Here is a 25,367-nt window from a genome sequence, read left to right on the forward strand (position 1 = left end):
GTCTCTGATTTTTAGGGATTAAACCCATCGGTTCCACCGTTCCACCAGTTCCACCGAATTTTTATACCCGAGAGAGCTATTCGCCCGGATCTTTGCGCTCAGTCTTGACGAATTTGTAGAAGCGTCGCGACTCCTTTGGTTGATCGGGAGTCTTGTGCTTACTTGTCGCCTTTCCATCATTGCCCTTTTGGAGAATCCCGGCCTTCGCCAGCACGTCGCTGGCGGCTGTCTTGTCAAATCCGGCCGCAATCTCCTCGGCAAAGGTTCCGGGAAAGACCAGCCAGAACGGAACGCCAGCACTATCCACTTTCCGGTACCCGGCGCAGTTGTGCACGACCGGAAATGCGCCTGAATGTGCTGCATTGAAACAATCAATGAATCTGGAGAATGCATGCGCACCAAACCATGCCTCCGCTTGGGCGATGATCTGTTCGTCCTCACGGTTGCCGATCCCATAGCGCGATAACCAGCCCGCAAAGCAAGTCATCACGGCCGCCAGGCCGTCACCTTGGTTCCAGCCTGTCATGCCTTCGTCTGTGGCGATTTCGAGGGCTTCAGCCGCCACAGCGAAGCGCGCAGCAACCCGGCGCACTTGCCCGGATGCCCCCTCTGGCAAGCGTGCATGAGTCTTCTTGATAGCGCTACGCAATCTATTCGCAATCTCGTCACTGCACCCCGCGACGTGTTCGACAAATGCACGCCCAACCACGCCATGCGCTTGGCGAGCAGCGGTTTCCATCGCCTCGGCAAGTTGCCCGCTGTTAGCTAAACCGTTGAGCTGGTCAAACGCACCATACCCTTTCCCTGCGTCCGCAGGCAGGCTGGCGAGGCGCACCTCCTGACCGGCCCGTGTCCGCTTACCGCCACCGCTCATAAACGCGGCCAGATCGATTTCGCCGGTGGACAGCACCATTACACGCCAGCGGGCCTGTTCGCGATTGCCACCGTCCTTTGCACCCTGCATCTTGCCAGTGCCGTTGAAGAGGCGATAGGCAGCCATGCTGACGGCCTCTGGGTTGCCTTGGCCCATTTCGTCAAGCAGCATTAGGCCGTCGTTCCGGGCAGAGGCAGCGTTCGCGAGTGCAAGCGCGGTCGCGTCCCAGCTCAGCACTTGCTCACGCGGGTCTCCCCAAACCGAAGCCCCGATCTTGGCTGAGGTAGTCTTGCCCGCGCCGGAAGGACCATACAGGTGAAAGCCGCCGGATTCCAGCCCAACCAAGTGCAGCAACGGCGCTGCGAATGCCACGGCCAGGCTCAGCATCGGGCGCGTGTTGCCATGAGCAAGGCGGGCGACGGTATTGCGCCATTCTGCCAGCGTCCCTTTGGTTGTGTAGGCACTGGCACCGCTTGTGTCCCCGCGATAGTACAGCGGCGCACTTGGCTTCCCTAACACTTCGCCGCTGGGCAAGATGTACGCGCCATGCGTCCAACCACCGCACTCCGTCACGAAGTGCAGCTCGTCACTTCCCTCCGTTTGCAAGTATCCGGAGAGCTTTTCGAGCGCCGCCCGCGAGGTGGCAATTGCCATCCCCCGCTCGCGCAGCAATGCCCAGCCCTCGCGCTCGCCGATCATCGCCAACGGGAATGCGGTAATACGCACAGTCCCGCTACCTCGGCTGTTCCAGCGCAAAATGCGATAGCCGCGCCCTGCATCGTCTTCGCCACGGCCAATGATTTCGAGTCGATCACACAGCCAGGCCGGCGGCAGTTCGATATCGGACTTTGTGTTGCTGTCATGCTTGATGCCGATGTAGAAAACACCCGACTGCGACACCTCGAAGCGCGCACGCAGGCGCCCGGAGTCATCACCTATTGATGCCGGCACCGCAGCGACTTCTGCCATTTCCGCAACGCGGGGGACAGCGGCGTTCTTGACGGAAATCTGCACCGTCGCGAGCCCGCGCATCATGTGCAGGTCGTTGAAATCGGTCGCGCCTGCTGGGCAGTCAGGGCCGAATTCTGGCACCGCCAGTAGCGCAGCCACAGCAATGGCGGCCTCGCGAGCCTTGGTCAGCCCCGGATTGCCGTCTGTTGCGGTGTCGTCGTCGGCGCAGATGGTCATGGGCACCTCGGGCAGTTGGGCGCGCAACAACTGTGCTACGCTCAGCAGGTTCCCCGCGTTCATCGCTGCTGCTACCGAGTAGCCGGTCGCCTCGTGCAGGCTGCACGCGGTCGCCCAACCCTCGCAGATCAGCAGCGGCGCATTGCGGCTGGGCTCGGCGCCGATGATGCAGTAGCAGCCTCCCACCGTGCCGCCCGACTTGAACCACTTTGCGCCGTCCGGCTCGATGAATTGCAGGCTGCGCAGCACCCCTGCCGTGTCGTACAGTGGGATCAGCAGCACCTTGCCAATCTGCTTGGCTCCTTTGGGTGTGATTGCCTTCGCAGCTACGTAGGGATGGCTTGGCAGCACGGGCACCGCCTTATCCCACAACGTGACGCACTTCTTATGCGCCAGCTCAGCCAATTCCGCGCGCGCGGTCGCAGCAGCGGCTTTGCTCTGTTCGATACGCTGCCGGTACGCCTGCCGCTCGGCGGAGGTCATTGCGTGTTGACCTTGGGCGCTCCAGGTTTCCGTCAGGCCCGTCCGCCAGTCTCCAAAGGCACCGGCCGCAATACCATCGGTGTGCAGGACATACCAACCAGACTTCTTGCCGCGCTTTTCGCCTGGGCCGTCAAAGCGATGGAGCTGGCCATCGGCCACGATTTCGGATGGCACCAGTCCGTGCTCGGCCGTGGCCGCAGCGAACTGTTGCTCGACATTGAGTGCCGCGTTCATACTTCAACTCCCAGCACGCGAGCGGACGCAATGCGGTGCAGTTCCGCGAAGCGGTCCACATACCAGTGCGGCTGGGTCTCGCGCGGCGACGCCGGATTAGTCAGGTTCTTACCGTACTTGCTTCCGAGTTTAGTAATGCACCAGTAGCTTTTCTTGCCGTTCTTCGCGTCTTTGGCCGTGCTGCGGCGCTCGCACTCCTCCAGCATCCCCGCTTTGCGCAACAGCACGTTGTAGGCGCTGGCTTTGATGCTGATGCCGTTGGCCTTCAACAATTCAGTCAGCGATGCCGTGGGCAGCGATGAGCCGGGCGAGGCATCATCCGGTGCGTCCACGACGTAGCTTGGCAAGAAGGTAGCATCCAGCCCGTTCTGATTGGCGATCTTCGCCAGCATGGCGACTTGCGAAGATGGGGACACGCGCTGCAACTTGGTGTAGCACTCCATGATCGCAAGTTCCCCGATGAGCTTGTTACCCACAGGGCGGCGCTCCATCTGCATTTGCGTTTCGAGCGCCGTCATGCGGTCGAAGATGCGGGTTTGCAGTTCGTAAGAGTAGCTCATCGCCATCAGGCAGGCTTCGCGCTTCGGCAGCGCGTAGCACTTGAGGGTGCGGCCCGTGCTGTCTTTGTACTGGGCTAAAAATTTAGCCGAGTGAATTCCCGGATGGCCTTCGACCTTCGCCATGAAGTTTTTATGCAATAGCTCGGGTTCATCCGGTCCACGTTGGCTGTTGATGAACTCGACCAACTCCAGGCTGGTCATGGTGACTTCGCCCGAGGGCGTAGCGGTGGACTGCGGTACAGTCATCTTCATCTTGGCGCTCATACTGCCGCCTGCGCGCGGTAGCCTGCCGGGTTAGCCAGCCAAGCGTCAATATCGCCGCGACGCCAGCCAACGGCGCGCGGGCCGAGTGGGATCGAGTTCGGAAAGGTGCCTGCCTGGATGCCCCGGTAGATCGATGAGCGCGAGAGCCCGGTTTCTATTCCCACCTGCTTGAGGCGCAGAATCGTGAGGGCTGGCAGATGTTGCTGTTGCATATGAAACTCCATGAAATTCCCCGGAACGCTCCGGGACTTCAAGGACTTTATGCGGAGGTCAATAGCCACCCTGAATGCGTTTTCCTATTGCACAACTTGGTACTTAAGTTCCAATTTGCTGTTATTTCTCAATAGGTTAGCGATAATTGTATTTGAGCTCATTGACCACAGCGCGAATTATCAAACCGAGCTCTCTGGCCTTTTTATTGTTCATTTCATTACATATCTGATTGACCCGCGACTGGATGTCAGCGAGTGCCTGCTCGTAGCCAGAGTTAAAGGCAGCGGAGTTTTTGCGGGCCGTTGCTGGGGTGTCACTAACGTACGGCGGCGAGCTGCACAACGACCAGTAGGATTCACGAACTCCATCCGGCCCTATTTGAGGCTTCTTGCAAACGAGTCCTCGGGATAACTGCGACAGCGTATGGAAGCTGATACCTCGCTTGAGAGCTGCCGCCTGCACCTCGCTCACCGGGACGGGGCCACTCGCGAGGATTTCGTACAAAAGTTTCGTCCCAGCAATGGATTTCGGCGACGGCCGCTTTTTTCTTAACCCCATGGTGCTAGGTTCACGCTGCTCGTTTGAAATTCACCGGGATGACGTTATCGCCCCGTTCAACCGCGTCGATATAGTCTGCGTATGCCTGCATCATCACCTTACGCTCTTCCTGAAATTGTTCGCGGTCGTAAGCTTCGCCGTACTCGTCGTTCGATCCATGCGCTAATTGCCGGTTGATCACCTCGTGTCGATAGCCCAGACGCGCCTTGATGACGCCCATGGCAAGCGAGCGGAAGCCGTGCCCCGTATGCCTGCCTTGGTAGCCCATACGCCGCAAAGCCATCAGGATCGCGCCGTTCGATGCTGGTTTGGTGTGGTCCGTGCGATTCGGGAACAGGTAGACACCGTGCCCGGTCAGCGTGTGCAGTTCGCGCAGCAGCGCCCAGCCTTGGCGCGGCAGGTGCACGTGATGATCTAACTTTCTCGGATTGACCTTCTTGCGACCCATCTTCATGCGGTCCCAAGGAATCACCCAAGTCTCCTTGTCGAGGTCGATCTCTGACCAAGGCGTTTCAATGAGCTCGCTTGTGCGGACGAATACCAGCAGCATCAAGCGCATCATGATTCGGGTTGGCAGGAACATGCCGGCCTCGGCCTTGCGTAACGCCTTCAAGAAATCTGGCAGCTCGTCGGTACCAATAGCCGCGTGGTGCCCCTTGATTCGCGGCTTGAGCGCGCCGCGCAGGTCGGGAATCGGGTTGTACTTAACCACGCCCTTGGCGATAGCAAAGCGGAACACGGCGCTGCAATGGGCCGCCACACGGGCTGCCATATCGACCGCACCCCGCCGCTCGATCTGGTTCAGAACGTCGAGCATCAATGGCGCGTCCAGCTCCGCCATCGGGCGATTGCCGATGCGCGGGAACACGTCGTTTTCCAACCGCGCCAGCGCTTCCTTGGCCGTGTTCTCCTTCCAGGTCTCGGCCTTGTTGGCATGCCACTCGCGCGCCAGCACCTCGAAGGTATTGACGGCCGCCACCTTCTTTTGCAGCTTCTCGATACGCTTGCTTTGGGCCGGGTCCAGCCCCGCCGCCTGCTGCTGCTTGACCTTGCTGCGCTCCGCCCTGGCTTGGGCGAGCGTCACGTCGGGATAGCTGCCGAAGGTCAGGCGGGATTCCTTGCCGTTGGCCTGGCGCACCTTCATGCGCCAGAACTTCGAGCCATTCGGCATGATCTCAACGTACAGGCCGCCACCGTCGGAGAGCTTGTAGGGTTTGTCGGCAGGCTTGGCGTTACGGAGTTGAATGTCGGAGAGGGGGGAAATCAGTTTGGGCATTTTGGGGCATCACTTTTGAGGCACAGAAACTATGCCCCGAACCATGCCCCTAAAAAGCTGGGCTGTCAATGCACGCTTTGGCACCCCCTGAAACAAAAAACCCGCGCACTCACCAGGAGCTACGCGGGTTTTGGACCATCTTGATACTTCTTGAAATCAATTCTTGGCGGAAGCGGTGAGATTCGAACTCACGAACGGGTTCCCCCGTCGGCAGTTTTCAAGACTGCTGCCTTCAACCACTCGGCCACGCTTCCCATGAGGAACCGGCATTATACATAAATCATCAGGCCGGGTCAGCCGAATCCGCTGCCAACCGGGCAGCCCATCACACCAGCAGCAGCCAGTTCTCCCGCATCCCCTGCTCGAACTCGAACGCCGGCAGCGGCTTGGCGTACAGGTAACCCTGCACCTCGTCGCAGCCCGCCTCGCGCAGGAAGGCCAGCTGGTCCACCGTCTCCACGCCTTCCGCGATCACGCGCAGGCCGAGCTGGCGCGCCATGCTGATGATGGTGCCGGCGATCGCGCAATCGCTCTGGTCGGCCGGGATGCCGGTGGTGAACGAGCGGTCGATCTTGAGGGTGTGGATCGGGAAGCGTTTTAGATAGGACAGGCTCGAATAGCCGGTGCCGAAATCGTCCAGCGACAGCGCCACGCCCAGTTCCGTGATGCGGTCCATGATCGCGGTGACGCGCTCGAAGTCGTGCATCAGGGTGCTCTCGGTGATCTCCAGCTCCAGCCAGGACGGGTCGAGGTGGTAGCGCGCCAGTGTGTCGGCCACGCGGATCGGGAGCGACTGCGTGAATTCGCGCGCCGACACGTTCACGGCCAGGCGGAACGGCGGCACGCCGGCGCGCTGCCAGATCGCGGCCTGGGCGCAGGCCTGCTCCAGCACCCATTCGCCCACCTGCACGATCAGGCCGGTGCTCTCGGCCAGCGGGATGAATTCGCCCGGGGGCACCAGGCCGCGCGTCGGGTGCACCCAGCGCACCAGCGCTTCGGCGCCCACCAGGCGGTCGCTGCCGATCTCGAACTTCGGCTGGTAGTACAGCGTCAGTTCGCCGTTGCCGAGCGCCTGGCGCAGGCCGGATTCGATGCGCATGCGCTCCTGCATGCCCTGGTTCATGTCCTGGCTGTAGAAGGCGACGCTGCGGTCCGGGTTGGCGTCGAGCTGCTTGGCGCGCTCCATCGCGATGTCGGCCAGGCCGAGCAGGGTCTCGGCTTCGCTGCCGTCCTGCGGGAAGACGCTGATGCCGATGCTGGCGCCCACGCGCAGGTCGTGGCCGCCGATCAGGAACGGCGCATCGAGCGCGGCCTGCAGCTTCTGCGCCACGGTGGTGGCCTCGAAGTGCTGGCGGATGTCGAACAGGCCCACCGCGAACTCGTCGCCCGACAGGCGCGCCACCACGTCCTCGTCGCGCAGCGTGCCGCGCAAGCGCTGGGCCACCTGGCGCAGCAGCTCGTCGCCGATGCGGCGGCCCAGGGTGTCGTTGATGCGCTTGAAGCGGTTGAGGTCGATGAAGAGGACGCAGCCGGCGGCTTCGTTGCGCTGGGCGACCATCAGGGCCTGGTCGACCAGGCGCGCGAACAGCGTGCGGTTCGGCAGGCCGGTCAGTTCGTCGTAGTAGGCCAGGTGGTGCAGCTGTTCCTCGGCCTGCTTGCGTTCGGTGATGTCGGTGAGGTAGGCGATCAGGCCGATCGGGCGCTCGGCCAGGTCACGCAGCGGCGACAGCGACAGGCTGGCCCAGAACACCTCGCCGGACTTCTTGCGGCGCCGCACTTCCATCATGCGCCCGCCCTGCTCCGCGAACACGTCGTGGAAGGCTTCGTCCTCGTCGGCATACAGGAACAGGATGTTCTGGCCGATCGCTTCCAGCGCCGTGTAGCCGAACAGCGCTTCGGCGCCGCGGTTCCAGCTGGTGATGTAGCCCATCCGGTCCATCGTCAGCACCGATTCGTGGATCTGGTCGAGGATCTGCGACTGGTGCGCGAGCTGCGCTTCCATCTGGGCGTAGGCGTGGGTGGAGCGCTGCGCCAGCGAGTGCACCTGCATCAGCGAGGCGGTCAGGTGGGCCAGGCCGGCCAGCCGGCGCGCGTCCTCCGGCGTGTAGGCCTCGCGCCCGGCCACCTCGTAGATGCCGAACTGCTCCGAGGCGCCGGCCACCACCTGGCGCAGCGATGGAGCGGTACCGGTACCGGGACCGGCGCCGGACGGCTCGCCGGCGCCGGGCAGGAAGCGGCCGCGCGGGCTGTCCAGCAGGTCGGCGGCAAGGCGTCCCAGCGTCTCGTGCAGGACCTCGCCACGCAGGCGCAGCACGGCATCACAGGCGGCGGCCGTGCCGGCGACGAAGTCCAGCGGCGCGTCAACCGGCGGGGCCACCGAGGGATCGACCGAAATCAGCTGATGCATCTCATACATTCCGTCCCACCTGGATCGCCCAATGATAGGCATGTAGCTGGCTGTGCCACCAGCCGGCGGGTGCGATGCCCGCCTTGTCGAGGTCCGCGCCTGAGGGGTGGGTTTCTGTCAGGCGCAGCCATGTTCCCAAGGTTCCGCTGCGGGTGAGCAGCGCATCCGACACGTGCCGCGGCAGGTGCAGGTCGGCGACGATGTCTTCCATCGGCATGTGCAGCAGGCGGTCGAGCAGCGAGAACACGCCGGTCATGAAGGCCAGGTCGCCGGCGTCGCGATCCTCCCCTGCCTGCTTGCACAGCGCCTCGATCTGGGCCCCCCGGCGCGCGGCCAGCGGCAGCAGCAGGTTCGGCAGGCCGTCGGCCTGCTGGCGCGCATACAGCAGCAGCTGCAACCAGCGCTGCAGCTGGCGCCGGCCGAGCAGGTTGATGGCCTGGTTGAAACTGGTGATCTGGGTGCTGACCGCGAAGGCGGCCGAGTTCACGAGCTTGAGCAGGTGGAAGGACAGGGCCGGGTCCTGCTTGAGCTGTTGTTCGAGTTCGCGCGAATCGGCGTCGCGTGCGAGCAGGCCGAGCAGCGTCAGGATGCGCCGCCTGGAGCTGCCGTCAGGGGATTCGCCCGCGGCCAGGAGCGGGTCATGGGGATAGTCGCCGCTGAACCAGTCGAAGCCCGCCATTTCGCATGCGGCGAAGCGCCGGGCGGAATCGACCCCGCGCGCCAGGTGCGGGCCGAACAGCGCGGCCAGGCTTCCGGGCGGGGGCGCATCCTGGCGGCAGTCGCATGCCACGGTGCGCAGCGCGGGCGGCGCCTTCACACCAGGCGGCGCGGCGCCGTCGAGCCAGATACGGTAGCCCTGTTCGTGCAGCCCGGCCAGGCGGTGCGCGGCGCCCTCCCCGCCCAGGGCGGCGGCCGCGACCACGAAACCGATCCGGTTGGCCGGCATCAGCGCCAGCACCGGCGGCGTCAGGACGGCAGGATCGTCCAGCATCAGGAGGCCGTCGAGCGGCGCAATGGCCGCCAGCAGATCCGGCGTGCCGAACACGGCCTGCAGGCGCCGGGTATGTGCCTGCGCATCGCCCTCTCCCTCCAGCCGCAGGCACAGCGCCACCCACTCGTTCTGCGCATTGGCGACCGGGTCGATTGCTACCAGCGGGGATGAATCAAGGTCCAGCGCAGCCATATGATGTTTCTCAATGATATTCGATCAATCTTATTGCACCGATTATCAGAAAGCAACACCTTTTGTTTCCGGGCGGACACATTTTGTACATACTTCAGGCGGAGCCGCCCAATCCTGCCCGCTGGACGGCAAAACGGATCAGTTCCGCCTGTCCTTCGATGCCCAGTTTGCGCTTGATGTTCAGGCGGTGGGTCTCGACCGTGCGCACCGACAGATCGAGGTCGCGCGCGATCTGCTTGTTCGACTGGCCGCTGGCGATATGGGCCAGCACTTCCTGTTCGCGCAGCGTGAGCGGGCCGCCCTGCCCCGGCGCGGCTGCGAGCGGGCCAGCAAGCTGGCGCGCCAATGCGGCGCTGTAGTAGATGCCGCCGCCCATCACGGTGTCGATCGCCAAGACGATGTCCTTGCCCGGCGCATCCTTGAGCACGTAGCCGCGCGCCCCCGCCGCCATTGCCTGGGTTACGTATTCAGGCTTGTCGTGCATCGACAACATCAGCACCGCGATGCCGGGGTGGCGCGCGGTGAGCCGGGCGGTGGCGTCGATGCCGCTGCCGCCTTTCAGGTTCACGTCCATCAGCACCAGGTCCGGCCGGCAGGCGCCGGCCTGGTCCAGGGCTTCGGCTGCCGACCCGGCTTCGCCCACCACACGCAGCCGCGGCGCGGCCTCGAGCCGGGCGCGCAATCCGTCGCGCACCAGGGGATGGTCGTCCACCAGCAGGATGTTGACTTCGCGGTCCGTCATTGTTGCTCCTTCAGGTCGATACTGGCCACCACGCGGGTGCCCTGCGGCGACGAGTCGATGGCGAGCGTGCCGCCGATCGCCTCCATCCGTTCCATCATGTTGCGCAGGCCGATGCCGCGCTGCGGGTGCACGGCCACGCTGTCGGCGTCGAAGCCCACGCCGTCGTCGGCAATGCCGAGCTCCAGGCAGCGCCCGCGCCGTACCAGCGACATGTCGATCCGCTGCGCACCCGCGTGGCGCTCGGCGTTGGTCAGCGCCTCCTGGGCGATGCGAAACAGGACCGTGCCGGCCATCTCGGGCAGGCCGTCCAGCACGCCCTCGCGGCGGAAGTGCACCGGCGTGCCGCTGTGGCGGCCGAATTCGCCGGCCAGGTGCTCGAGCGCGGGAGCCAGGCCCAGGTCGTCCAGCAGCGCCGGGCGCAGGTCGTGCGAGATGCGGCGCACTTCGCCCAGCACCGACTTCACCTGTTCCACCGTGCGCTCCAGGCCGTCGCGGGCGGCGGCCTGCTGCGCGGCGTCGCCGCCCAGGCGGATGATGCCGGCCTCCAGTTGCAGCTTGACCGAGACCAGCGCCTGGCTGATGCCGTCGTGCAGGTCGCGCGACAGGCGCGCCCGCTCCTGTTCCTGCGATTCGACCACGCGCTGCGCCAGCACCTTCAGTTTGGCGTCGGCCACGCGCAGTTCGCGCAGGTTGAGCACCAGCCCGCCGCCGGCCACCGCCACCGAGGCCAGGATGGCCAGGCCGGCGATCCACAGCAGCGTTTCCTCGATGTTGCGCGACTGCTGGGCGTCCACCTGGGCCAGCGCGCTTTCCACGTCGTCGAGGTAGATGCCGGTGCCCATCATCCAGCCCCAGTCCGCCACCGGCACCACGTAGCCGAGCTTGGGGGCCGGCCGGTCGGTCGACGGCTTGACCCAGGTATAGCGGTGGAAGCCCCCGCCGGCGCGGGCGCGTTCGATCAGGCGCTGGATGGTCGGCACGCCGGCCGCGTCGACCCAGTCCCACATGTCGGTGCCGACCAGTTCCGGCTGGCGCGGGTGCATCAGGCTGCGGCCATGCATGTCGTAGACGAAAAAATAACCGTCGTCGCCGAAGCTCAGGGCGCCCAGGATGCGCTTGGCCTCTTCCAGCGCGGCGGGGTCGCTGCGCCCGGAGCGCACCAGGTGGCCGATCGACTGGGTGGCCAGCGCCACGTAATGCCGCAGCTCGGCCTCCTTGCTGGCGAGGTAGGCGCGCTGGATGGTCGCGCGCTGCAGCGCGGCCAGCCCGGTCGCCTGCTGGCGCACGAACAGGGCGATCGCGCACAAGGCAACGATCAGCGGCGCGATCGCCAGCACGATGACTTTTTGCCTCAAGCGCATTGCCGTTCCCCTAATAATTGCAGTGCAGCATTTTAAAGCGGAACGCGCCCGGCAGCCTACGTAACACTACGCAGACACTGCGTAATCTTGCGCTTGTCGTGCTGATATCCTTGCAACATACTCCTTGATAGCCTGTCCAAAAATGTGCCGGCCCAGACCGGTCGAGAAAGCAACCCATCCATCTCGGAGGAGCACCATGAAACGAATGTCGAGCGCGCTCGGCTGGATCGCGCTGTCGATCCTCGGCGCCATTTCGCTCGGGTATATCGCCGTCAAGCGCGGCGAGACCATCAATGCGATCTGGATCGTCGCCGCCGCGGTCTGCGTCTACCTGATCGCATACCGCTTCTACAGTAAATTCATCGCCACCAAGGCGCTGCGGCTGGATCCCACGCGCCAGACCCCCGCCTACAAGTACAACGATGGCCTGGACTACGTCCCGACCAACAAGTACGTCCTGTACGGCCACCACTTCGCCGCGATCGCCGGCGCCGGCCCGCTGGTCGGCCCCGTGCTGGCGGCCCAGATGGGCTATTTGCCGGGCATGATGTGGATCCTGGCCGGCGTCGTCTTTGCCGGCGCCGTCCAGGACTTCATCGTGCTGTTCATGTCGACCCGCCGCGACGGCCGTTCGCTGGGCGACCTGATCAAGTCGGAAATGGGCGAAATCCCGGGCCTGATCGCGCTGCTGGGCACCTTCATGATCATGGTGATCATCCTCGCCGTGCTGGCGCTGATCGTCGTGAAGGCGCTGACGCACTCGCCGTGGGGCAGCTTCACGGTGCTGGCGACGGTCCCGATCGCGCTGTTCATGGGCCTGTATTCGCGCTACGTGCGCGTCGGCCGCATCGGCGAAGTCTCGATCATCGGCTTCGTGCTGCTGATGCTGGCCATCATCGGCGGCCAGTTCGTCCACGAGTCGCCGACCTGGGGCCCGATGTTCGACTTCACCGGCACGCAACTGACCTGGATGCTGATCGGCTACGGCTTCGTCGCCTCGGTCATTCCGGTGTGGCTGTTGCTGGCGCCGCGCGACTACCTGTCCACCTTCCTGAAGATCGGCACCATCGTGGCGCTGGCGATCGGCATCATCATCGTCGCCCCCGACCTGCGCATGCCGGCCGTGACCAGGTTCATCGACGGCACCGGACCGGTATGGTCGGGCAACCTGTTCCCCTTCCTGTTCATCACCATCGCCTGCGGCGCCGTGTCGGGCTTCCATGCGCTGATCTCGTCGGGCACCACGCCCAAGATGATCGAGAACGAAACCCATGCCCGCTTCATCGGCTACGGCGGCATGCTGATGGAAAGTTTCGTGGCCATCATGGCGCTGGTGGCTGCCTCGACCATCGACCCGGGCATCTACTTCGCGATGAACAGCCCGGCCGCGGTGCTGGGCACCACCGCACAATCGGCTGCGGCCGCCGTGTCGCAGATGGGCTTCGTGATCACGCCCGAGTCCCTGGAGCAGATGGCCAAGGACGTCGGCGAGAACACCATCATCTCGCGCGCCGGCGGCGCGCCGACGCTGGCGGTGGGCATGGCCCACATCCTGTCGAACGTGATCGGCGGCCAGGCCATGATGGCCTTCTGGTACCACTTCGCGATCCTGTTCGAGGCGCTGTTCATCCTTACCGCAGTGGACGCGGGCACCCGCGCCGGCCGCTTCATGCTGCAGGACCTGCTGGGCGCCTTTGCCCCGTCGCTCAAGCGCACCGAGTCGCTGCCGGCCAACCTGCTGGCCACCGGCCTGTGCGTGGCGGCCTGGGGCTACTTCCTGTACCAGGGCGTGGTCGACCCGCTGGGCGGCATCAACACCCTGTGGCCGCTGTTCGGCATCGCCAACCAGATGCTGGCCGGTATCGCACTGATGCTCGGCACCTGCGTGCTGTTCAAGATGAAGCGCGCGCAGTACGCCTGGATCACGATCGTGCCGACCCTGTGGCTGCTGGCCTGCACGCTCACCGCCGGCTGGCAGAAGATCTTCCACGACGATCCGCGGGTGGGCTTCATTGCCCACGCCAACAAGTTCCAGGCCGCGCACGACGCCGGCACGGTGCTGGCGCCGGCCAAGACGATCGAGCAGATGGAGCGCATCATCTTCAACGACTACGTCAATGCGACGCTGGCCGGCTTCTTCATGTTCGTGGTGCTGGCGGTGCTGTCGTACGGTATCCGCACGGTGCTGGCGGCACGCGCCAGCAGCACGCCGACGGTCAAGGAGACGCCGTACGTCGCCATGGCCGCAGGGTCCGGCGCGCAGGTGCCATGATGTTCGGCGCCCTCGTCGAAGCCGGTGTGGAGGCAACCAGGCAGGCCGGCAAGTACCTCGGGCAGAGCATGCGCCTGATGGTCGGCCTGCCCGAGTACGACACCTACCTGGCGCACATGGAGCGCACCCATCCGGACCAGACTCCGATGACGTACGAGGAGTTCTTCCGCGAGCGCCAGGAGGCGCGCTACGGCGGCAAGCGCGCGACCTGCTGCTGAGGTTCTGGCGCATGCATGACGAAGGGACGCCGCGGCGTCCCTTCTTTTATTTGGGCGCCCCCCGGCGCGTTGCGGCGATCACGCGTTCGGCGGAAGGCAGACCAGGTTGATGGGGGCGTCGATGTCGTCGAAGCGATGGGCGTCGGCCGATGTCACCTTCTCGCCGGCTGTCCCGTCGGTGGTGAAGACCGTCATGGCATAGCCCAGTTTCTCCAGCATGGCGACGTAGCCCGGACCGGAAATGCCGCCGATCTCGCGCAGGGAGCGCGGGAAGAATTCGGTGAGGATGACCGGCGCATGCTCGGCAAGCGTCCTTGCCGCGCCGCGGATGATGTGCGGCTCGAAGCCCTCGACATCCATCTTGAGGAAGCGGATGCGGCGTTCGTAGTCGACCGAGTCGAGCGGCCGGATGTGGATGCGTTCGCCTTTTTCCCCGGTCGAGATGTAGGAACTTCCCGGATTGGTCGCGTGCGCGTTCAGGTGGAACGATCCCTCGCCCTCGCTCGCGCCCAGGCCCTCGTTGTAGAGGACGCAGCGCCCGTCGAACCCATTGGCCCGCACGCTGCGCGCCAGCATGTCGTAGGTGTTACGCATCGGCTCGAAAGCATACACCCGCCCGGTTTCGCCCACGGCCCTGGCGGCCTGGATGGTGAACACGCCGATGTTGGCGCCCGCGTCGATGACGCCGTCACCTTCGCGCAGCCAGGACAGCATGAAGTCGACTTCGGCATTTTCCCAGTTGCCGTGCAGGACACCGAAGGAGACAAAGCCATCGAAGAGGTTCACCCAGATCTGCAGGCCGCGGTAATCGGCCATGACCCATTTTTCGTGGGGCCACAGGCCGATCTTCTCGCGGATATCCCAACGAAAACGGGGCGAATCGAGCATCTTGAGCGCAACCTGGCGGATATTTTCGCAGGCCAGGTACTCATCGAGCGGCGTCAGGTGGTCGCACGGCCAACCGAACAGGGCGGTATGGACAAGGTTGACCTGGTCGATGAACGGCAGGGGTGCGGATTGCCCCGGCTGCGGCGCCGGCGCGGAAAGGGCGCTGTCTCCGGCTTGCCTTTTCCTGGGAAGCTGGAGGTTCTCGAGGATGCGCGTTGTCAGATTCATGCTGGTCTCCTGGTGGTCCAAACGATCCGAGTCTATGCCCGAAGGTGGCCATGGCCTTACTGAAGATCAGAGGTGCACGACGAATTGCATGCACGAACGCTGGCGCCGCACAGCTGTTTGCCTCTCCCACATTGACTTTCGTCAACGCTACACCTCCCCCTTGAACGTATATTTTTTTCTTGCGGGAATTTGCATTCCGCAAAGGAGGCCCTGCATCGTCCGTTGCGCGGCCGCTCCGCCGTGCCTGCGGGATCAGAATGCCGAACTTCGAGCGCTCCAGCCTGAACCAGAAGCTGACCACCATCTCGCTGCTCTCGACCGCGACCGCCCTGCTCTTGGTATTCGCCGTGTTCGCGGCGACCTCGGTAGGCAACCACCGCAAGGACGAGGCCATGCAGCTCGCCACGTACGCACAGGTGATCGGCGCCACCAGTGTCGACCACCTGGTGCTGCGCGACCGCAAGCGCGCCACGGCCACCCTTGCCGCGCTGGGTGCCCAGCCCGACATCGCCTCCGCCGTCGTCTACGACCGCCACGGCCAGCCGTTCGCGCACTACCCGATGGATGGCGAGTGGGAGGCCGAGGCCCTCGACGCCGTCGACGCCACTGCGCTCGCGCAGGCCAACGCCGAGGGCCAGCGCCTGCTCTCGTCCCGCATGCGCCTGTATGTGCCGATCCGCGACGGCGACGTGCAACTGGGCGTGGTCATGATCGAGACCGACCTCGTCGCCACCTGGCTCGACATCCTGGCCGGCCTCGCGGTCATGGGACTGGCTATGCTGGCGTCGCTCGGCGTCTCGGTGGCGATGGCCGGCCGCTTCAAGCGCAGCATTGCAGAACCGGTGACGAAGCTGATCCAGGCCGCACAGAAGGTCTCCGCCAGCCAGAACTACAGCCTGCGCATCGCCCACCAGCGCACCGACGAGCTGGGACAGCTGATCGACAGCTTCAATACGATGATGGCCCAGATCGAGGACCGCGGCGCCGCGCTGCTGCATCACCGCGACGAGCTGGAACGCCAGGTGGGCGTGCGTACCGAGCAGCTGGAAAAGGCCAAGAACGCGGCCGAAGCGGCCAGCCGCGCCAAGAGCGCCTTCCTGGCCACCATGAGCCACGAGATCCGTACCCCGATGAACGGCGTGCTGGGCATGACCGAAATGCTGCTGGCGACCCCGCTCACCGAAGCCCAGCGCAACTACACCACGCTGGTGAAGCGCTCGGGCGAGCACCTCCTGGTGATCATCAATGACATCCTCGATTTCTCGAAGATCGAAGCCGGCAAGCTGACCATCGAGTACATCAACTTCAACCTGTGGGACCTGCTCGACGACATCCACAACGTCTATACGCCGCAGGCCGCGGCCAAGGGAATCGGCTTCGACTTCGACATCGCCAACGACATCCCGGTCGCCATCTGCGGCGACCCGAACCGGCTGCGCCAGATCATGGCCAACCTGCTGGGCAATGCCATCAAGTTCACCGAACAGGGCCGCATCCTGGCGCGCGTGCGCGTCGCCGGCGAAGACACCCAGTCGGTGATGCTGCGCTTCGAAGTGCACGACACCGGCATCGGCATCTCGCGCGAAGCCAGGGCCCGCCTGTTCGAAGCCTTCTCGCAAGCCGACGATTCGACCACGCGGCGCTATGGCGGCACCGGCCTGGGGCTGGCGATCTCGAAGCAGCTGGTGGAACTGATGGGCGGCGCGATCGGCGTCGACAACGCGCCAAAGCAGGGTTCGATCTTCTGGTTCACCGTCGGCTTCGACAAGCGCCGCGTGGACCCCGACGCGCCCGGCCACCGCCAGCACACGCTGGAGGGCCTGCGCGTGCTGGTGGTGGACGAGCAGGAAACCAGCCGCGAGGACGTGACGCAGCAACTGCAGGCCTGGCGCGCGTCGGCCGACGGCGCGGCCAGCGCTGCCGCCGCCTACGAGCGGCTCCTGAGCGCGGCCAGGGCCGGCCGGCCCTATGACGCTGCAGTGCTCGACATGGAGCTGACCCACACCAGCGGCCTCGCGCTGGCCGCCTCGATCAAGGCCGACCCGGGGGCGCGCGCCACCCACCTGGTGCTGGTCAGCCCCGAACGGCTGGCTGCCGACCCGGTCCAGCGGCGCACTGCCGGCGTGGCCTATCAGTTGATCAAGCCCGCCCGTGCGGCCGACCTGTATGCCTGCCTGGCGGCGTGCGCGGCGCGCCTGCACGCGCCTGCCTCCCCTGCTGCCGCCACGGCTCCCGTCACGTCCAGCCCGGCGGCGCCCGGCGCCGTTGCTGCCCCGGTTCCGGCCACCCCGGCAAGGGATCGGCAGCGCGCTCCCGTTCCCCCGGCCGCCGCCACGCGCCCGGCGGCACGGGCACGCACCCGCCGCGTGCTGCTGGCCGAGGACAATCCGGTCAACGTGGAGGTCGCGAAAGCCATGCTGGAAAGCCTGGGAATGGAAGCGCATTGCGCGCGCAACGGCAAGGAAGCGCTGCAGGCCGTGCGCGACGGCAGCTGGGATGCGGTGCTGATGGACTGCCAGATGCCGGTCATGGACGGCTTCGCCGCGACCGCCGAGATCCGGCGCCACGAGCGCGAAGCCGGGCGCCCGCGCACCTTGCCGGTCATCGCGATCACCGCCAACGCGCTGCAGGGAGACCGCGAGGCCTGCCTTGCCGCCGGCATGGACGATTACCTGTCCAAGCCCTTCACCCAGCAGCAGCTGGGTACGGTCATCAGCCGCTGGATCGCGGTGCCGCTGGCGGCCACCGCCCACCACGACGACGTCCCGCCGCGCCTTCCGCCCGAGACGGCGGAGATGGTCCGGCGCGACGCCGTCAACCGGGCAGCGCTGGAGAACATCCGCGCCCTCAGCCGCGACGGCGGCGACGCCCTGGTGCAGAAGGTCATTGCCGCCTACGTCGGCGACACGCCGCGCCACCTGGCGACCCTGCGCCAGGCGATCTCCGGCGAGGACTCCGGCAGCGTGCGCCGCGTCGCCCATAGCCTGAAATCGGCCAGCGCCAACATCGGCGCGACCCGGCTGGCGACGCTGTGCAAGGAGCTTGAACAGCTCGGACGGGCCGACAGCGTCATCGGTGCCGACCGCATTCTCACCGACATGGAGGACGAGTTCCAGTCGGTGCGCCATTCGCTTCACGCCATGTTTGAAAAGGAAACCTGAGATGCCAGCCTCCTCTCCACCCAAGCGCGGAACGGTCCTGGTCGCCGACGACGACCCGGTGATGCGCCTGCTGATGCTCGAGATGCTGGCCCAGGTCGGGCTGGACGCGATCGAGGCAGCAGACGGCGCCGCAGCGGTCGAACTGGCGCAAAGCCGCTCGCCCGACCTGATTCTGATGGACGTCGAGATGCCGCGCATGGACGGCTTCGCGGCCTGCGCCGCGATCCGCCGCGCCGAAGCCGCCAGCATGGCCGGCAGCGCCGCCGACGCCCCCTGCGTGCCGATCGTGATGGTCACCGGCGGCGACGACCTGGAGGCGGTGACGCGCGCCTACGAGGTCGGCGCCACCGACTTCGTGTCCAAGCCGATCAACTGGCCGATCCTGGGCCACCGCGTGCTGTACGTGCTGCGCGCCAGCGATGCCATCGCGCGCCTGCGCATCGCCGACGCCCAGAACCGGGCGGTGCTGGCCGCCATCCCCGACACCTTCTTCCGGCTCGACCGCGACGGGTTCTACCTGGATTACGAGCCGGGCCACGAGCGGCCCGGCAGGGAGCGGCGCGACCGCGGCACCCCCAGGCCGCAGCCCTGCATCGGCAAGCACATCACCGATGTGCTCCCGGCCGAGATCGCCGGCCGCATGCTGGAACAGATGCGCAACGTGCTCACCACCCAGCAGGTGCGTTCGGTCGAGTACGAACTGGAACACTGCGGCGAAGTCCAGCATTTCGAGGCGCGGCTGGTGGCCACCGGCGCGTCGCAGGTGCTCGGGCTGGTGCGCGACATCAGCGAGCGCAAGCGCGCCGAAGAACAGATCCGGCGCCTGGCCTACTGCGACAGCCTGACCGGCATCCCGAACCGCCAGGCCTTCCTCGAAACGCTTGAGCGCGAGCTGCAGCGCTCGAAGATCGGCAACAAGAAGTTCGCGGTGCTGTTCATGGACCTCGACGCCTTCAAGCGCATCAACGACACGCTCGGCCACAACGCCGGCGACCAGCTCCTGAAAATGGTGTCGGAGCGCCTGCGCGAGACCACCCGGCCGAGCGACGTGGTATCGCGCGGCGACAGCACGGCGGGCAGCGCCTCCAACCTGGCGCGCCTGGGCGGGGACGAATTCACCATCCTGATTCCCGACCTCGAGCGCGTCGAGCATGCGCTGAACGTGGCCACCCGTGTCAAGGAAGCGATGCGCCGGCCCTTCCTCATCGAAGGCAACGAGATTTTTGTTACCGCCAGCATCGGCATCTCCTTGTTCCCCGAAGACGGCGACGATTGCGGCTCGCTGCTCAAGTTCGCCGACACCGCGATGTACCACGCCAAGAACTGCGGCAAGAACAACGCCAAGCTGTACAGCTCGTCCCTGACGATGCAGATCATGAGCCACGTGAAGCTGGAAGTCGGACTGCGCAAGGCGTTGCAGAACGACGAGCTGTACCTGGTGTACCAGCCGCAGCGCGACGTGCGCACGTCCGAGATCGTCGGCGTCGAAGCCCTGGTGCGCTGGCGCCACCCGGAACGCGGCCTGGTCCCGCCGACCGAGTTCATCCCGCTGGCCGAGGAAACCGGCCTGATCGTTCCGATCGGCGAATGGGTGCTGCGCACCGCCTGCCGCCAGGCCAGGTCCTGGCAGCGCCATGCCAAGCGCACCCTGCGCATGGCCGTGAACCTGTCAGCCAAGCAGTTCAAGGACGAGAACCTGTCGCAGATGGTGCATTCGGCCCTGCTCGACGCCGGCCTGGAGCCGCGCCTGCTGGAGCTGGAGCTGACCGAGGGCACGCTGATGGACGACGCGCGCGCCACGCTGGTCACGCTGGAGCGGCTGCGCGGCATCGGGGTCTACCTGTCGATCGACGACTTCGGCACCGGCTACTCGTCGATGAACTACCTGAAGCGCTTCGACGTGCGCGCGCTGAAGATCGACCGCAGCTTCATCAACGGCCTGCCGCAGGATTCGGAGAATGCGGCCATCACCCGGGCGATCATCGCGATGGCGCACGGACTGAAGATGGTGGTGGTGGCCGAAGGCGTCGAGACCGGCGAGCAGCTCCTGCTGCTCGAGCAGTATGGCTGCGACATGGTGCAGGGCTACTTCCTGGGCCACCCGTCGAGTGCCGACGCGATCACCGGCATGCTGCAGGCCCCGCCGCTGCTGCTGCCGGCAAAATAGCTGTTTGCAAGGTGGGCGGGAAGCCGGTCAGGGAACGAAGCGCAGCGTGTGCCGCACCGGCCCCGGCAGCAGCGGAACGGGCTTCGCTTGCGCCCACTCCTCGTGCCCGGCGAGGAAGAACGGCGACAGCGGATGCCCGCTCTGCCCGCCCGGCATGTTGTACAGCCCCTGTTCCTCGCGCCCCGGCGACACCGTCATGCGCTCCGACTGGCCGAACTTCGGTCCGGCCACGCGCGGCATGTGGGCGTCGCCCGCCAGCTGGTCGCGCGGCGCGCCCAGCACGGACTTGAGGGCCGGCACCGCGATGCTGATCGGGTGGGCGATGTCGGCCGTGTTGCGCTTGCCCCAGGTGGCTTTCGCCAGCGGCTGGCCACCCTTGGTCAAGTCGGCAATCACGCGGTCGATTGCCGCCAGCTCGACCGCCTGCCAGTCGGCATACCCCGGTGGCAGCCAACCGGCTGGCCGGGCGTCGAGCAGGCGCGCCACCACATCGGGCCAGCGGCTGGTGCCGGCGGCGGGCCCGGCCTTCGGCTCGATCGCCTCCAGCGAGCGGGCCGCACCGCCGTAGAACAGGTCGTGCAGCGCCCACATGTAAGCGCGCGCCAGCCGGTACGCCACCGAGTCGACGCTGGCGCGGCCGTTCCAGCCGGCATCCAGCAGGCGCCGGAACTCCGCACGTTGCGGTTGCTCCGCCAGCGCCCCGGCATCGAGCGCGCGCAGGGCGCGATCGCGCCAGCGGGCCACGAACAGCGCCCGGTCGTCGAGCGCCACGTTCCAGGCGTGGCGCACGTCCGTCGTCGGGCCCAGCGCCCGCAGACCCTCGGCCAGCTGGCGGGTGCGCGCCCCGAGGTCGAAGCCGCCGTCGCCGATCAGGTCCGCGCCCTCGCCCATCAGCTGGCGGCTGTTGGCGGTCGTGATCTGGCCGTCGGCGGGATTGACCACGCGCGGGTAGCGTGCCGGCGGCAGCAGGCCGCTCCAGGTCGGCGTGCCGCCCTCGGACTCCAGCGGGAAGGTGGCCGCGCGCGCAGCCGTCGTGCGCTGCGGGAGCGCGCCGGCGATGGTCCAGCCGATGTTGCCGGCTGCATCGCCGGCCACGAAATTCTGTGCGGGGATACCGTCGATGGCCGCGATCGCAAGCGCCTCGTCGACGCTGGCCGCTGTTTCCAGCTTCAGGTGGTTCAGGTTCAGCGCGGCGGGATCGTGCGCGATCCAGTGCACCGCGTACTGGTGCGCGCCGAACGTGCGAATGGGGCCAAGCGAGGTTTCGCGCACGACGAAGCGCTCCGGCTGCGCGCCCTTCACGGCGATCAGTTCCACGTGGCTGGCCGGCGTTTCCCAGCCGGCGGGCGTACGCACCTGGCCGGGACGCGCCGGATCGGTGCCGAGCGCCACCAGGTCCACCAGGTCCGCGTTGCTGTTGGTGAAGGCCCAGGCCACCTGCCCGTTGCTGCCGACGATGACCGAGGGCGGCGCCCCCGGCAGGCTCACGCCCACCAGGCGCCGCTGGCCGCCCTCGGGGTCGGGAAAGCGCAGCGCGATACGGTACCAGATGTTGGGCAGCTGCAGCCCGAGGTGCATGTCGTCGGCGACGATGGCCGCGCCGGTCGTGCTGCGGCTGCCGGCCAGCGCGTAATTGTTGCTGCCGACCGAATCGGTGAAGTCGGCGCCCGCGAGGCGCACCGGGGCATCGGCGCCTCCGCCGCCCCACCACGCCGGGGCCCGGGGAGGAATCGGCGCAGGCGGCGGCGGGGCACCGCCGTCGAGGGTCGTGTCCCAGCTGCTCGCTTCCGGCAACAGGAACGCAAGCTGCGCCGCATCGGAGTGCGCACGCAGCCACCCGCGCGCCAGTTCGCGCGACTCCTGGCTGCCCTGCAGGTCGATGTACATGGCCCAGATCACGAGCAGCGAATCGGCGGCGCTCCAGGGGCGGGCCTGCGTGCCGGTGAGGGCGTATTCGAAGGGCTGGGCGCGCAGCGCCTCGATGCCGTCATTGACGCCGGCGACGTAACGGTCGAGCAAGGCACGCTCGGCCGCGGGCAGGCGCGCCAGCGCAAGCTGCGCGCGGGCGCGGAAACGGTGCAGTCGGCGCGAGCGGTCCAGCGGCACGGCACGCGGGCCGAACAGCTCGGCCAGCTCGCCGGCGGCGGTCCGGCGCAGCAGGTCCATCTGGAAGAAGCGTTCCTGGGCGTGGACGAAGCCGGTGGCGTACGCGACGTCGGCGCGGCTGGCGCCGCTGATCAGGGGCACGCCGGCGGCATCGCGCGCGACGGTCACCTCGGCGGCCAGGCCCGCGACGCGGCGCTCGCCGTCGAGCTGCGCCAGGCTGGCGCGCAGGTACAACCAGGATGCCAGGGCCGCCAGCAGGAGAAGCAGAAGCAATCCGGCTGCCCCGCGCAGGGTCCAGGTCTTCCAGCGGCGCTGTCGCATGCATGTTCTCCTTGTTCTTGGGCAGCGTATCTTGCCAGAAATTTGGCTTCGCGCGCGTACAGGCAGGCCGCTTCCCGCGCGATTGATTCAGCTCAGTCGGGCAGGGAGCTGCAGCACTACGCTAGGATGTGCCTGGGGTCCTGCGGCCGGGCAGCCCATGTAGGCAAAATCCGGCAGGCGGACGTGAGCGTGCGCTGTTGAACGCGCGCTGCCAGAGGTATACAGTCGAAAGCGTGCGGCAACGATGCGCAGCCTGGAGCCGGTTGCCATTGCCCGCACGGGCGGCCGAACCGGCCGTTTTGCTGGACATGGATCGCCAGGACGGCGAACAAAGGAGGCAATGATGCGAATGTCGAAGGTGGTGATGTGTATCCTGGCGCTCGGCCTGGCGGCATGCAGCACGCCGCAGGAGCGTGCCGCCCGCATGCAGGCCGAAATGGCGCAGCTGATGACTGTGTACGGCCCTGCCTGCTCCCAGCTCGGTTACCCGCAGAACAGCGACCAATGGCGCAACTGCGTACTGCAGCTCAGTACCCGCGAAGAGTTGCGCCAGATCGGCAATGCACCCGCGGTGTATGGCGGCTGGGGGTCGCGCCGCTGGCACGGCGGCTATTGGGGGCCTTACTGGTAAAGCGCGGCGCCGGCAGCAGCCGGCCCCTTCTCCGCGCTGGCGAGTAGCCGCCGCGCAAAGTCGGCTTTCGTCAAGGCGGAACGCGTGGAGACGAGGCGCTCGACCGTGGCCTGCGCATGGTGCAGCAGCCGCGGATGGCGCACGTCCGGCGGATGCAGGCTCAGGCGGATCAGGGGCCGGGGCGCCAGCGCCAGCGCCAGCGCGCCGGCCAGCCACGGCGACAGCAGGCGCCCGCTGCGGTTGCGTGCGGCATAGACGAGCGATGGCGACACCACGGCGGCGCCGCTGTGCAGCAGGTGAAAACGCTCGAAGGTCGTGGTGTAGTCGAAATCGAAGGCGCGCAAGGCCTTCCAGCTGCCCTCGCCCAGCAGCCAGGCCGGGGGAACGAAGCCGCGCACCGGCCAGCCACGCTCGGCGAACCAGTCGAGCCCGAGCTGGATGCGGCGGGCTGCCTCATCTGCCGGCAAGGCGGCGAACTCCCCTTCATGGCTGTAGGTTCCGCGCAGGAAGCGTTCGCTCAGCCCGCCCCCCCGCGGCGCCGTGTCGAGATGGGTGAACCCATGGAGCGCGAGCTCGTCGCCGCGGCCGAGCGCACGTTCGAGGCCGGCTTCCATCCGCCCCTGCTCGCCGCCCGCACGATGGTAATGCGGGACGACCAGCCAGGTCAGCGGGATATCGGCGACCTCGCGGATGGCCTGCGCGAGCCGGGCGCACTCGTCCCACGTGGCTGGCGCCACGTCGTGGATCGAGACGCACAACGCCCCGCCGCCATGCATGATGCGCGCGTCATCACGCCGGGTGCCGGACGGCTGCTCAGTCCGTGACACAGATGTGCTCCATCATGTGGTGCTTGTCCGGCCGCGAAGCCAGCAGGCTGCCGTAGCGGTGCATCAGTTGGGGGAAGATCTGGCTCCAGTCATATTGTTCATGGGCCTTGCGGCGCGCATTGGCGCCAAGCTGCGCCATGTCGCGTCCGTAGATCGCCTCGATGGCGCCGGCCAGGCTGTCGACGTCGTCGGGACGCGCGAGCAGGCCGGTCTGCTCGTCGACCAGTTCGGCCACCCCGCCGCCGTTCGTCCCGACCACCGGCAGGCCGCAAGCCATGGCCTCGAGCACGATCAGGCCGAAGGTCTCGCAGTCGCCCGGATGCACCAGCACGTCGCAGCTTGCCAGCACGGCGGCCAGCTCGCGCTGGCTGCGCTTGAACGGCATGAAGCTCAGTTGCGGGTGATGCGGCAGTGGATTGCCCCCCCCGACCAGCAGCAGGTGGTAGGGGTGGCCGAGCTTGCGCACGGCCTCGATCAGCACGGGCAGCTTCTTGTCGGCGGTGAAGCGTCCCGCGTACACCAGCAGGCGCGTGTGCGCGGGCAGGCCGAGCTCGGCGCGCAAGGTGTCGCAGCGCCGGCTCGGGTGGAAGGTGTCGCTGTCGATGCCCAGCGGTTGGTGCAGCGCGTGGGCCACGCCCATGTCGGCCAGTTGGTGCACCATGAGCCGGCTCGGCGCCAGCACGGTGTCGAACTCCCGGTACAGGTGCGCCAGGTACTTGCAGCTGCCGTGCGAGACGGCGTTGCCGAAGCGGTTCCGCAGCAGCCGCGGCAGGTCGGAATGGTAGAACGCGATGGCGGGAATGCCGAGCCGCTGGCGCAGGCGCAGCGCCGCCCAGGCGCAGTGGCCGGCATCGCCTGCCTCGACCAGGTCGGGCCGGGCCGCGCGCAGCAGGCGCACCGCCGCGGCGACGGAAACCGGCATGCGGTAGCCGTTGATGCCGGGCAGCGATACCGCCGGCACCTGCACAAGTGAGGCCGGGCCGGAACGGTCGGCAGGATCGGCGCTGACGTTGGGGCTGAAGATGGTATGCCGCGCCCACCCGTAGCGCGACAGCCAGCGCGCCTTCGCGTTCAGGTAGGTACTGACGCCACCTCCCTCGGCAGCGTAGAACATCGTGATGTCGACGAGATGCATGTAGGGGGTCCGCTGAAAATCCCAAGATAGCAGCGGTCCGCCAGCCAGGCTTGCGCGCACGCACAGGCAT

17 protein-coding genes and 1 tRNA gene are annotated in these 25,367 nt (G+C 66.5%); 5 read left to right on the top strand and 13 right to left on the bottom strand.

What is annotated here, in order from left to right:
• Nucleotides 1-76 precede the first annotated feature (76 nt).
• The 9 genes from ACFFJK_RS12440 to ACFFJK_RS12480 form a co-directional block, all read right to left on the bottom strand.
• On the bottom strand, nt 77-2,779 hold the full coding sequence (locus ACFFJK_RS12440) for a DUF927 domain-containing protein (RefSeq protein ID WP_379679492.1): 2,703 nt from the start codon (nt 2,777-2,779) through the stop codon (nt 77-79).
• On the bottom strand, nt 2,776-3,603 hold the full coding sequence (locus ACFFJK_RS12445) for a Rha family transcriptional regulator (protein WP_379679493.1): 828 nt from the start codon (nt 3,601-3,603) through the stop codon (nt 2,776-2,778). The genes ACFFJK_RS12440 and ACFFJK_RS12445 overlap by 4 nt, the downstream gene beginning before the upstream one ends.
• Nucleotides 3,600-3,827: a helix-turn-helix transcriptional regulator gene (locus ACFFJK_RS12450; protein WP_379679494.1), complete on the bottom strand. Its 228-nt coding sequence runs from the start codon at nt 3,825-3,827 to the stop codon at nt 3,600-3,602. The genes ACFFJK_RS12445 and ACFFJK_RS12450 overlap by 4 nt, the downstream gene beginning before the upstream one ends.
• 557 nt (nt 3,828-4,384) lie before the next feature.
• Nucleotides 4,385-5,650, bottom strand: coding sequence for a tyrosine-type recombinase/integrase (locus tag ACFFJK_RS12455; protein WP_379679495.1), 1,266 nt, complete (start codon nt 5,648-5,650; stop codon nt 4,385-4,387).
• Between the two features lie 164 nt (nt 5,651-5,814).
• A tRNA-Ser gene (locus ACFFJK_RS12460) sits at nt 5,815-5,904 on the bottom strand.
• Between the two features lie 71 nt (nt 5,905-5,975).
• The gene (locus ACFFJK_RS12465) at nt 5,976-8,057 is read right to left on the bottom strand and encodes a putative bifunctional diguanylate cyclase/phosphodiesterase (RefSeq protein WP_379679496.1); all 2,082 of its coding nucleotides are present in this window, start codon (nt 8,055-8,057) and stop codon (nt 5,976-5,978) included.
• A gap of 1 nt (nt 8,058) precedes the next feature.
• Complete coding sequence (locus tag ACFFJK_RS12470; RefSeq protein ID WP_379679498.1) at nt 8,059-9,240, bottom strand: HDOD domain-containing protein; 1,182 nt, start codon at nt 9,238-9,240, stop codon at nt 8,059-8,061.
• A gap of 94 nt (nt 9,241-9,334) precedes the next feature.
• Complete coding sequence (locus ACFFJK_RS12475) at nt 9,335-9,982, bottom strand: response regulator (protein WP_379679499.1); 648 nt, start codon at nt 9,980-9,982, stop codon at nt 9,335-9,337.
• Nucleotides 9,979-11,343 carry a cache domain-containing protein gene (locus ACFFJK_RS12480; RefSeq protein WP_379679500.1) on the bottom strand — a complete coding sequence of 455 codons (1,365 nt, stop codon included), beginning with the start codon at nt 11,341-11,343 and terminating at the stop codon, nt 9,979-9,981. Before ACFFJK_RS12480 ends, ACFFJK_RS12475 begins: the two co-directional genes overlap by 4 nt.
• A gap of 196 nt (nt 11,344-11,539) precedes the next feature.
• Here ACFFJK_RS12480 and ACFFJK_RS12485 point away from each other — a divergent pair, with 196 nt between their 5' ends.
• Both ACFFJK_RS12485 and ACFFJK_RS12490 read left to right on the top strand, forming a co-directional pair.
• The gene (locus ACFFJK_RS12485) at nt 11,540-13,615 is read left to right on the top strand and encodes a carbon starvation CstA family protein (RefSeq protein ID WP_379679501.1); all 2,076 of its coding nucleotides are present in this window, start codon (nt 11,540-11,542) and stop codon (nt 13,613-13,615) included.
• Nucleotides 13,615-13,833, top strand: coding sequence for a YbdD/YjiX family protein (locus ACFFJK_RS12490; protein WP_379679502.1), 219 nt, complete (start codon nt 13,615-13,617; stop codon nt 13,831-13,833). The genes ACFFJK_RS12485 and ACFFJK_RS12490 overlap by 1 nt, the downstream gene beginning before the upstream one ends.
• Nucleotides 13,834-13,911: 78 nt before the next feature.
• On the opposite strand, the gene ACFFJK_RS12495 is transcribed toward ACFFJK_RS12490, so the two are convergent.
• Nucleotides 13,912-14,949, bottom strand: a complete 1,038-nt coding sequence (locus ACFFJK_RS12495; RefSeq protein ID WP_379679504.1) for an FkbM family methyltransferase — start codon at nt 14,947-14,949, stop codon at nt 13,912-13,914.
• A 257-nt stretch (nt 14,950-15,206) separates the two neighbouring features.
• Between ACFFJK_RS12495 and ACFFJK_RS12500 the strand changes: the two genes are divergently transcribed.
• Entirely contained in the window at nt 15,207-18,110 is a 2,904-nt protein-coding gene (locus ACFFJK_RS12500) for a hybrid sensor histidine kinase/response regulator (RefSeq protein ID WP_379679505.1), read from the top strand.
• 1 nt (nt 18,111) lies between these two features.
• A complete protein-coding gene (locus ACFFJK_RS12505) occupies nt 18,112-20,277 on the top strand; it encodes a putative bifunctional diguanylate cyclase/phosphodiesterase (RefSeq protein ID WP_379679506.1) in 2,166 nt (721 codons plus the stop codon).
• Between the two features lie 27 nt (nt 20,278-20,304).
• On the opposite strand, the gene ACFFJK_RS12510 is transcribed toward ACFFJK_RS12505, so the two are convergent.
• The gene (locus tag ACFFJK_RS12510; RefSeq protein WP_379679507.1) at nt 20,305-22,704 is read right to left on the bottom strand and encodes a penicillin acylase family protein; all 2,400 of its coding nucleotides are present in this window, start codon (nt 22,702-22,704) and stop codon (nt 20,305-20,307) included.
• A gap of 343 nt (nt 22,705-23,047) precedes the next feature.
• On the opposite strand from ACFFJK_RS12510, the gene ACFFJK_RS12515 reads away from it, so the two are divergent.
• Nucleotides 23,048-23,335, top strand: a complete 288-nt coding sequence (locus ACFFJK_RS12515) for a hypothetical protein (RefSeq protein ID WP_379679508.1) — start codon at nt 23,048-23,050, stop codon at nt 23,333-23,335.
• On the opposite strand, the gene ACFFJK_RS12520 is transcribed toward ACFFJK_RS12515, so the two are convergent.
• A complete protein-coding gene (locus tag ACFFJK_RS12520; protein WP_379679509.1) occupies nt 23,326-24,162 on the bottom strand; it encodes a DUF2334 domain-containing protein in 837 nt (278 codons plus the stop codon). The two genes, ACFFJK_RS12515 and ACFFJK_RS12520, sit on opposite strands and share 10 nt — an antisense overlap.
• Nucleotides 24,149-25,297, bottom strand: a complete 1,149-nt coding sequence (locus ACFFJK_RS12525) for a glycosyltransferase family 4 protein (RefSeq protein WP_379679510.1) — start codon at nt 25,295-25,297, stop codon at nt 24,149-24,151. The genes ACFFJK_RS12520 and ACFFJK_RS12525 overlap by 14 nt, the downstream gene beginning before the upstream one ends.
• Between the last annotated feature and the right edge of the window lie 70 nt (nt 25,298-25,367).

The organism is Massilia consociata (assembly GCF_042432755.1).
Classification (GTDB): Bacteria; Pseudomonadota; Gammaproteobacteria; order Burkholderiales; family Burkholderiaceae_D; genus Telluria; species Telluria consociata.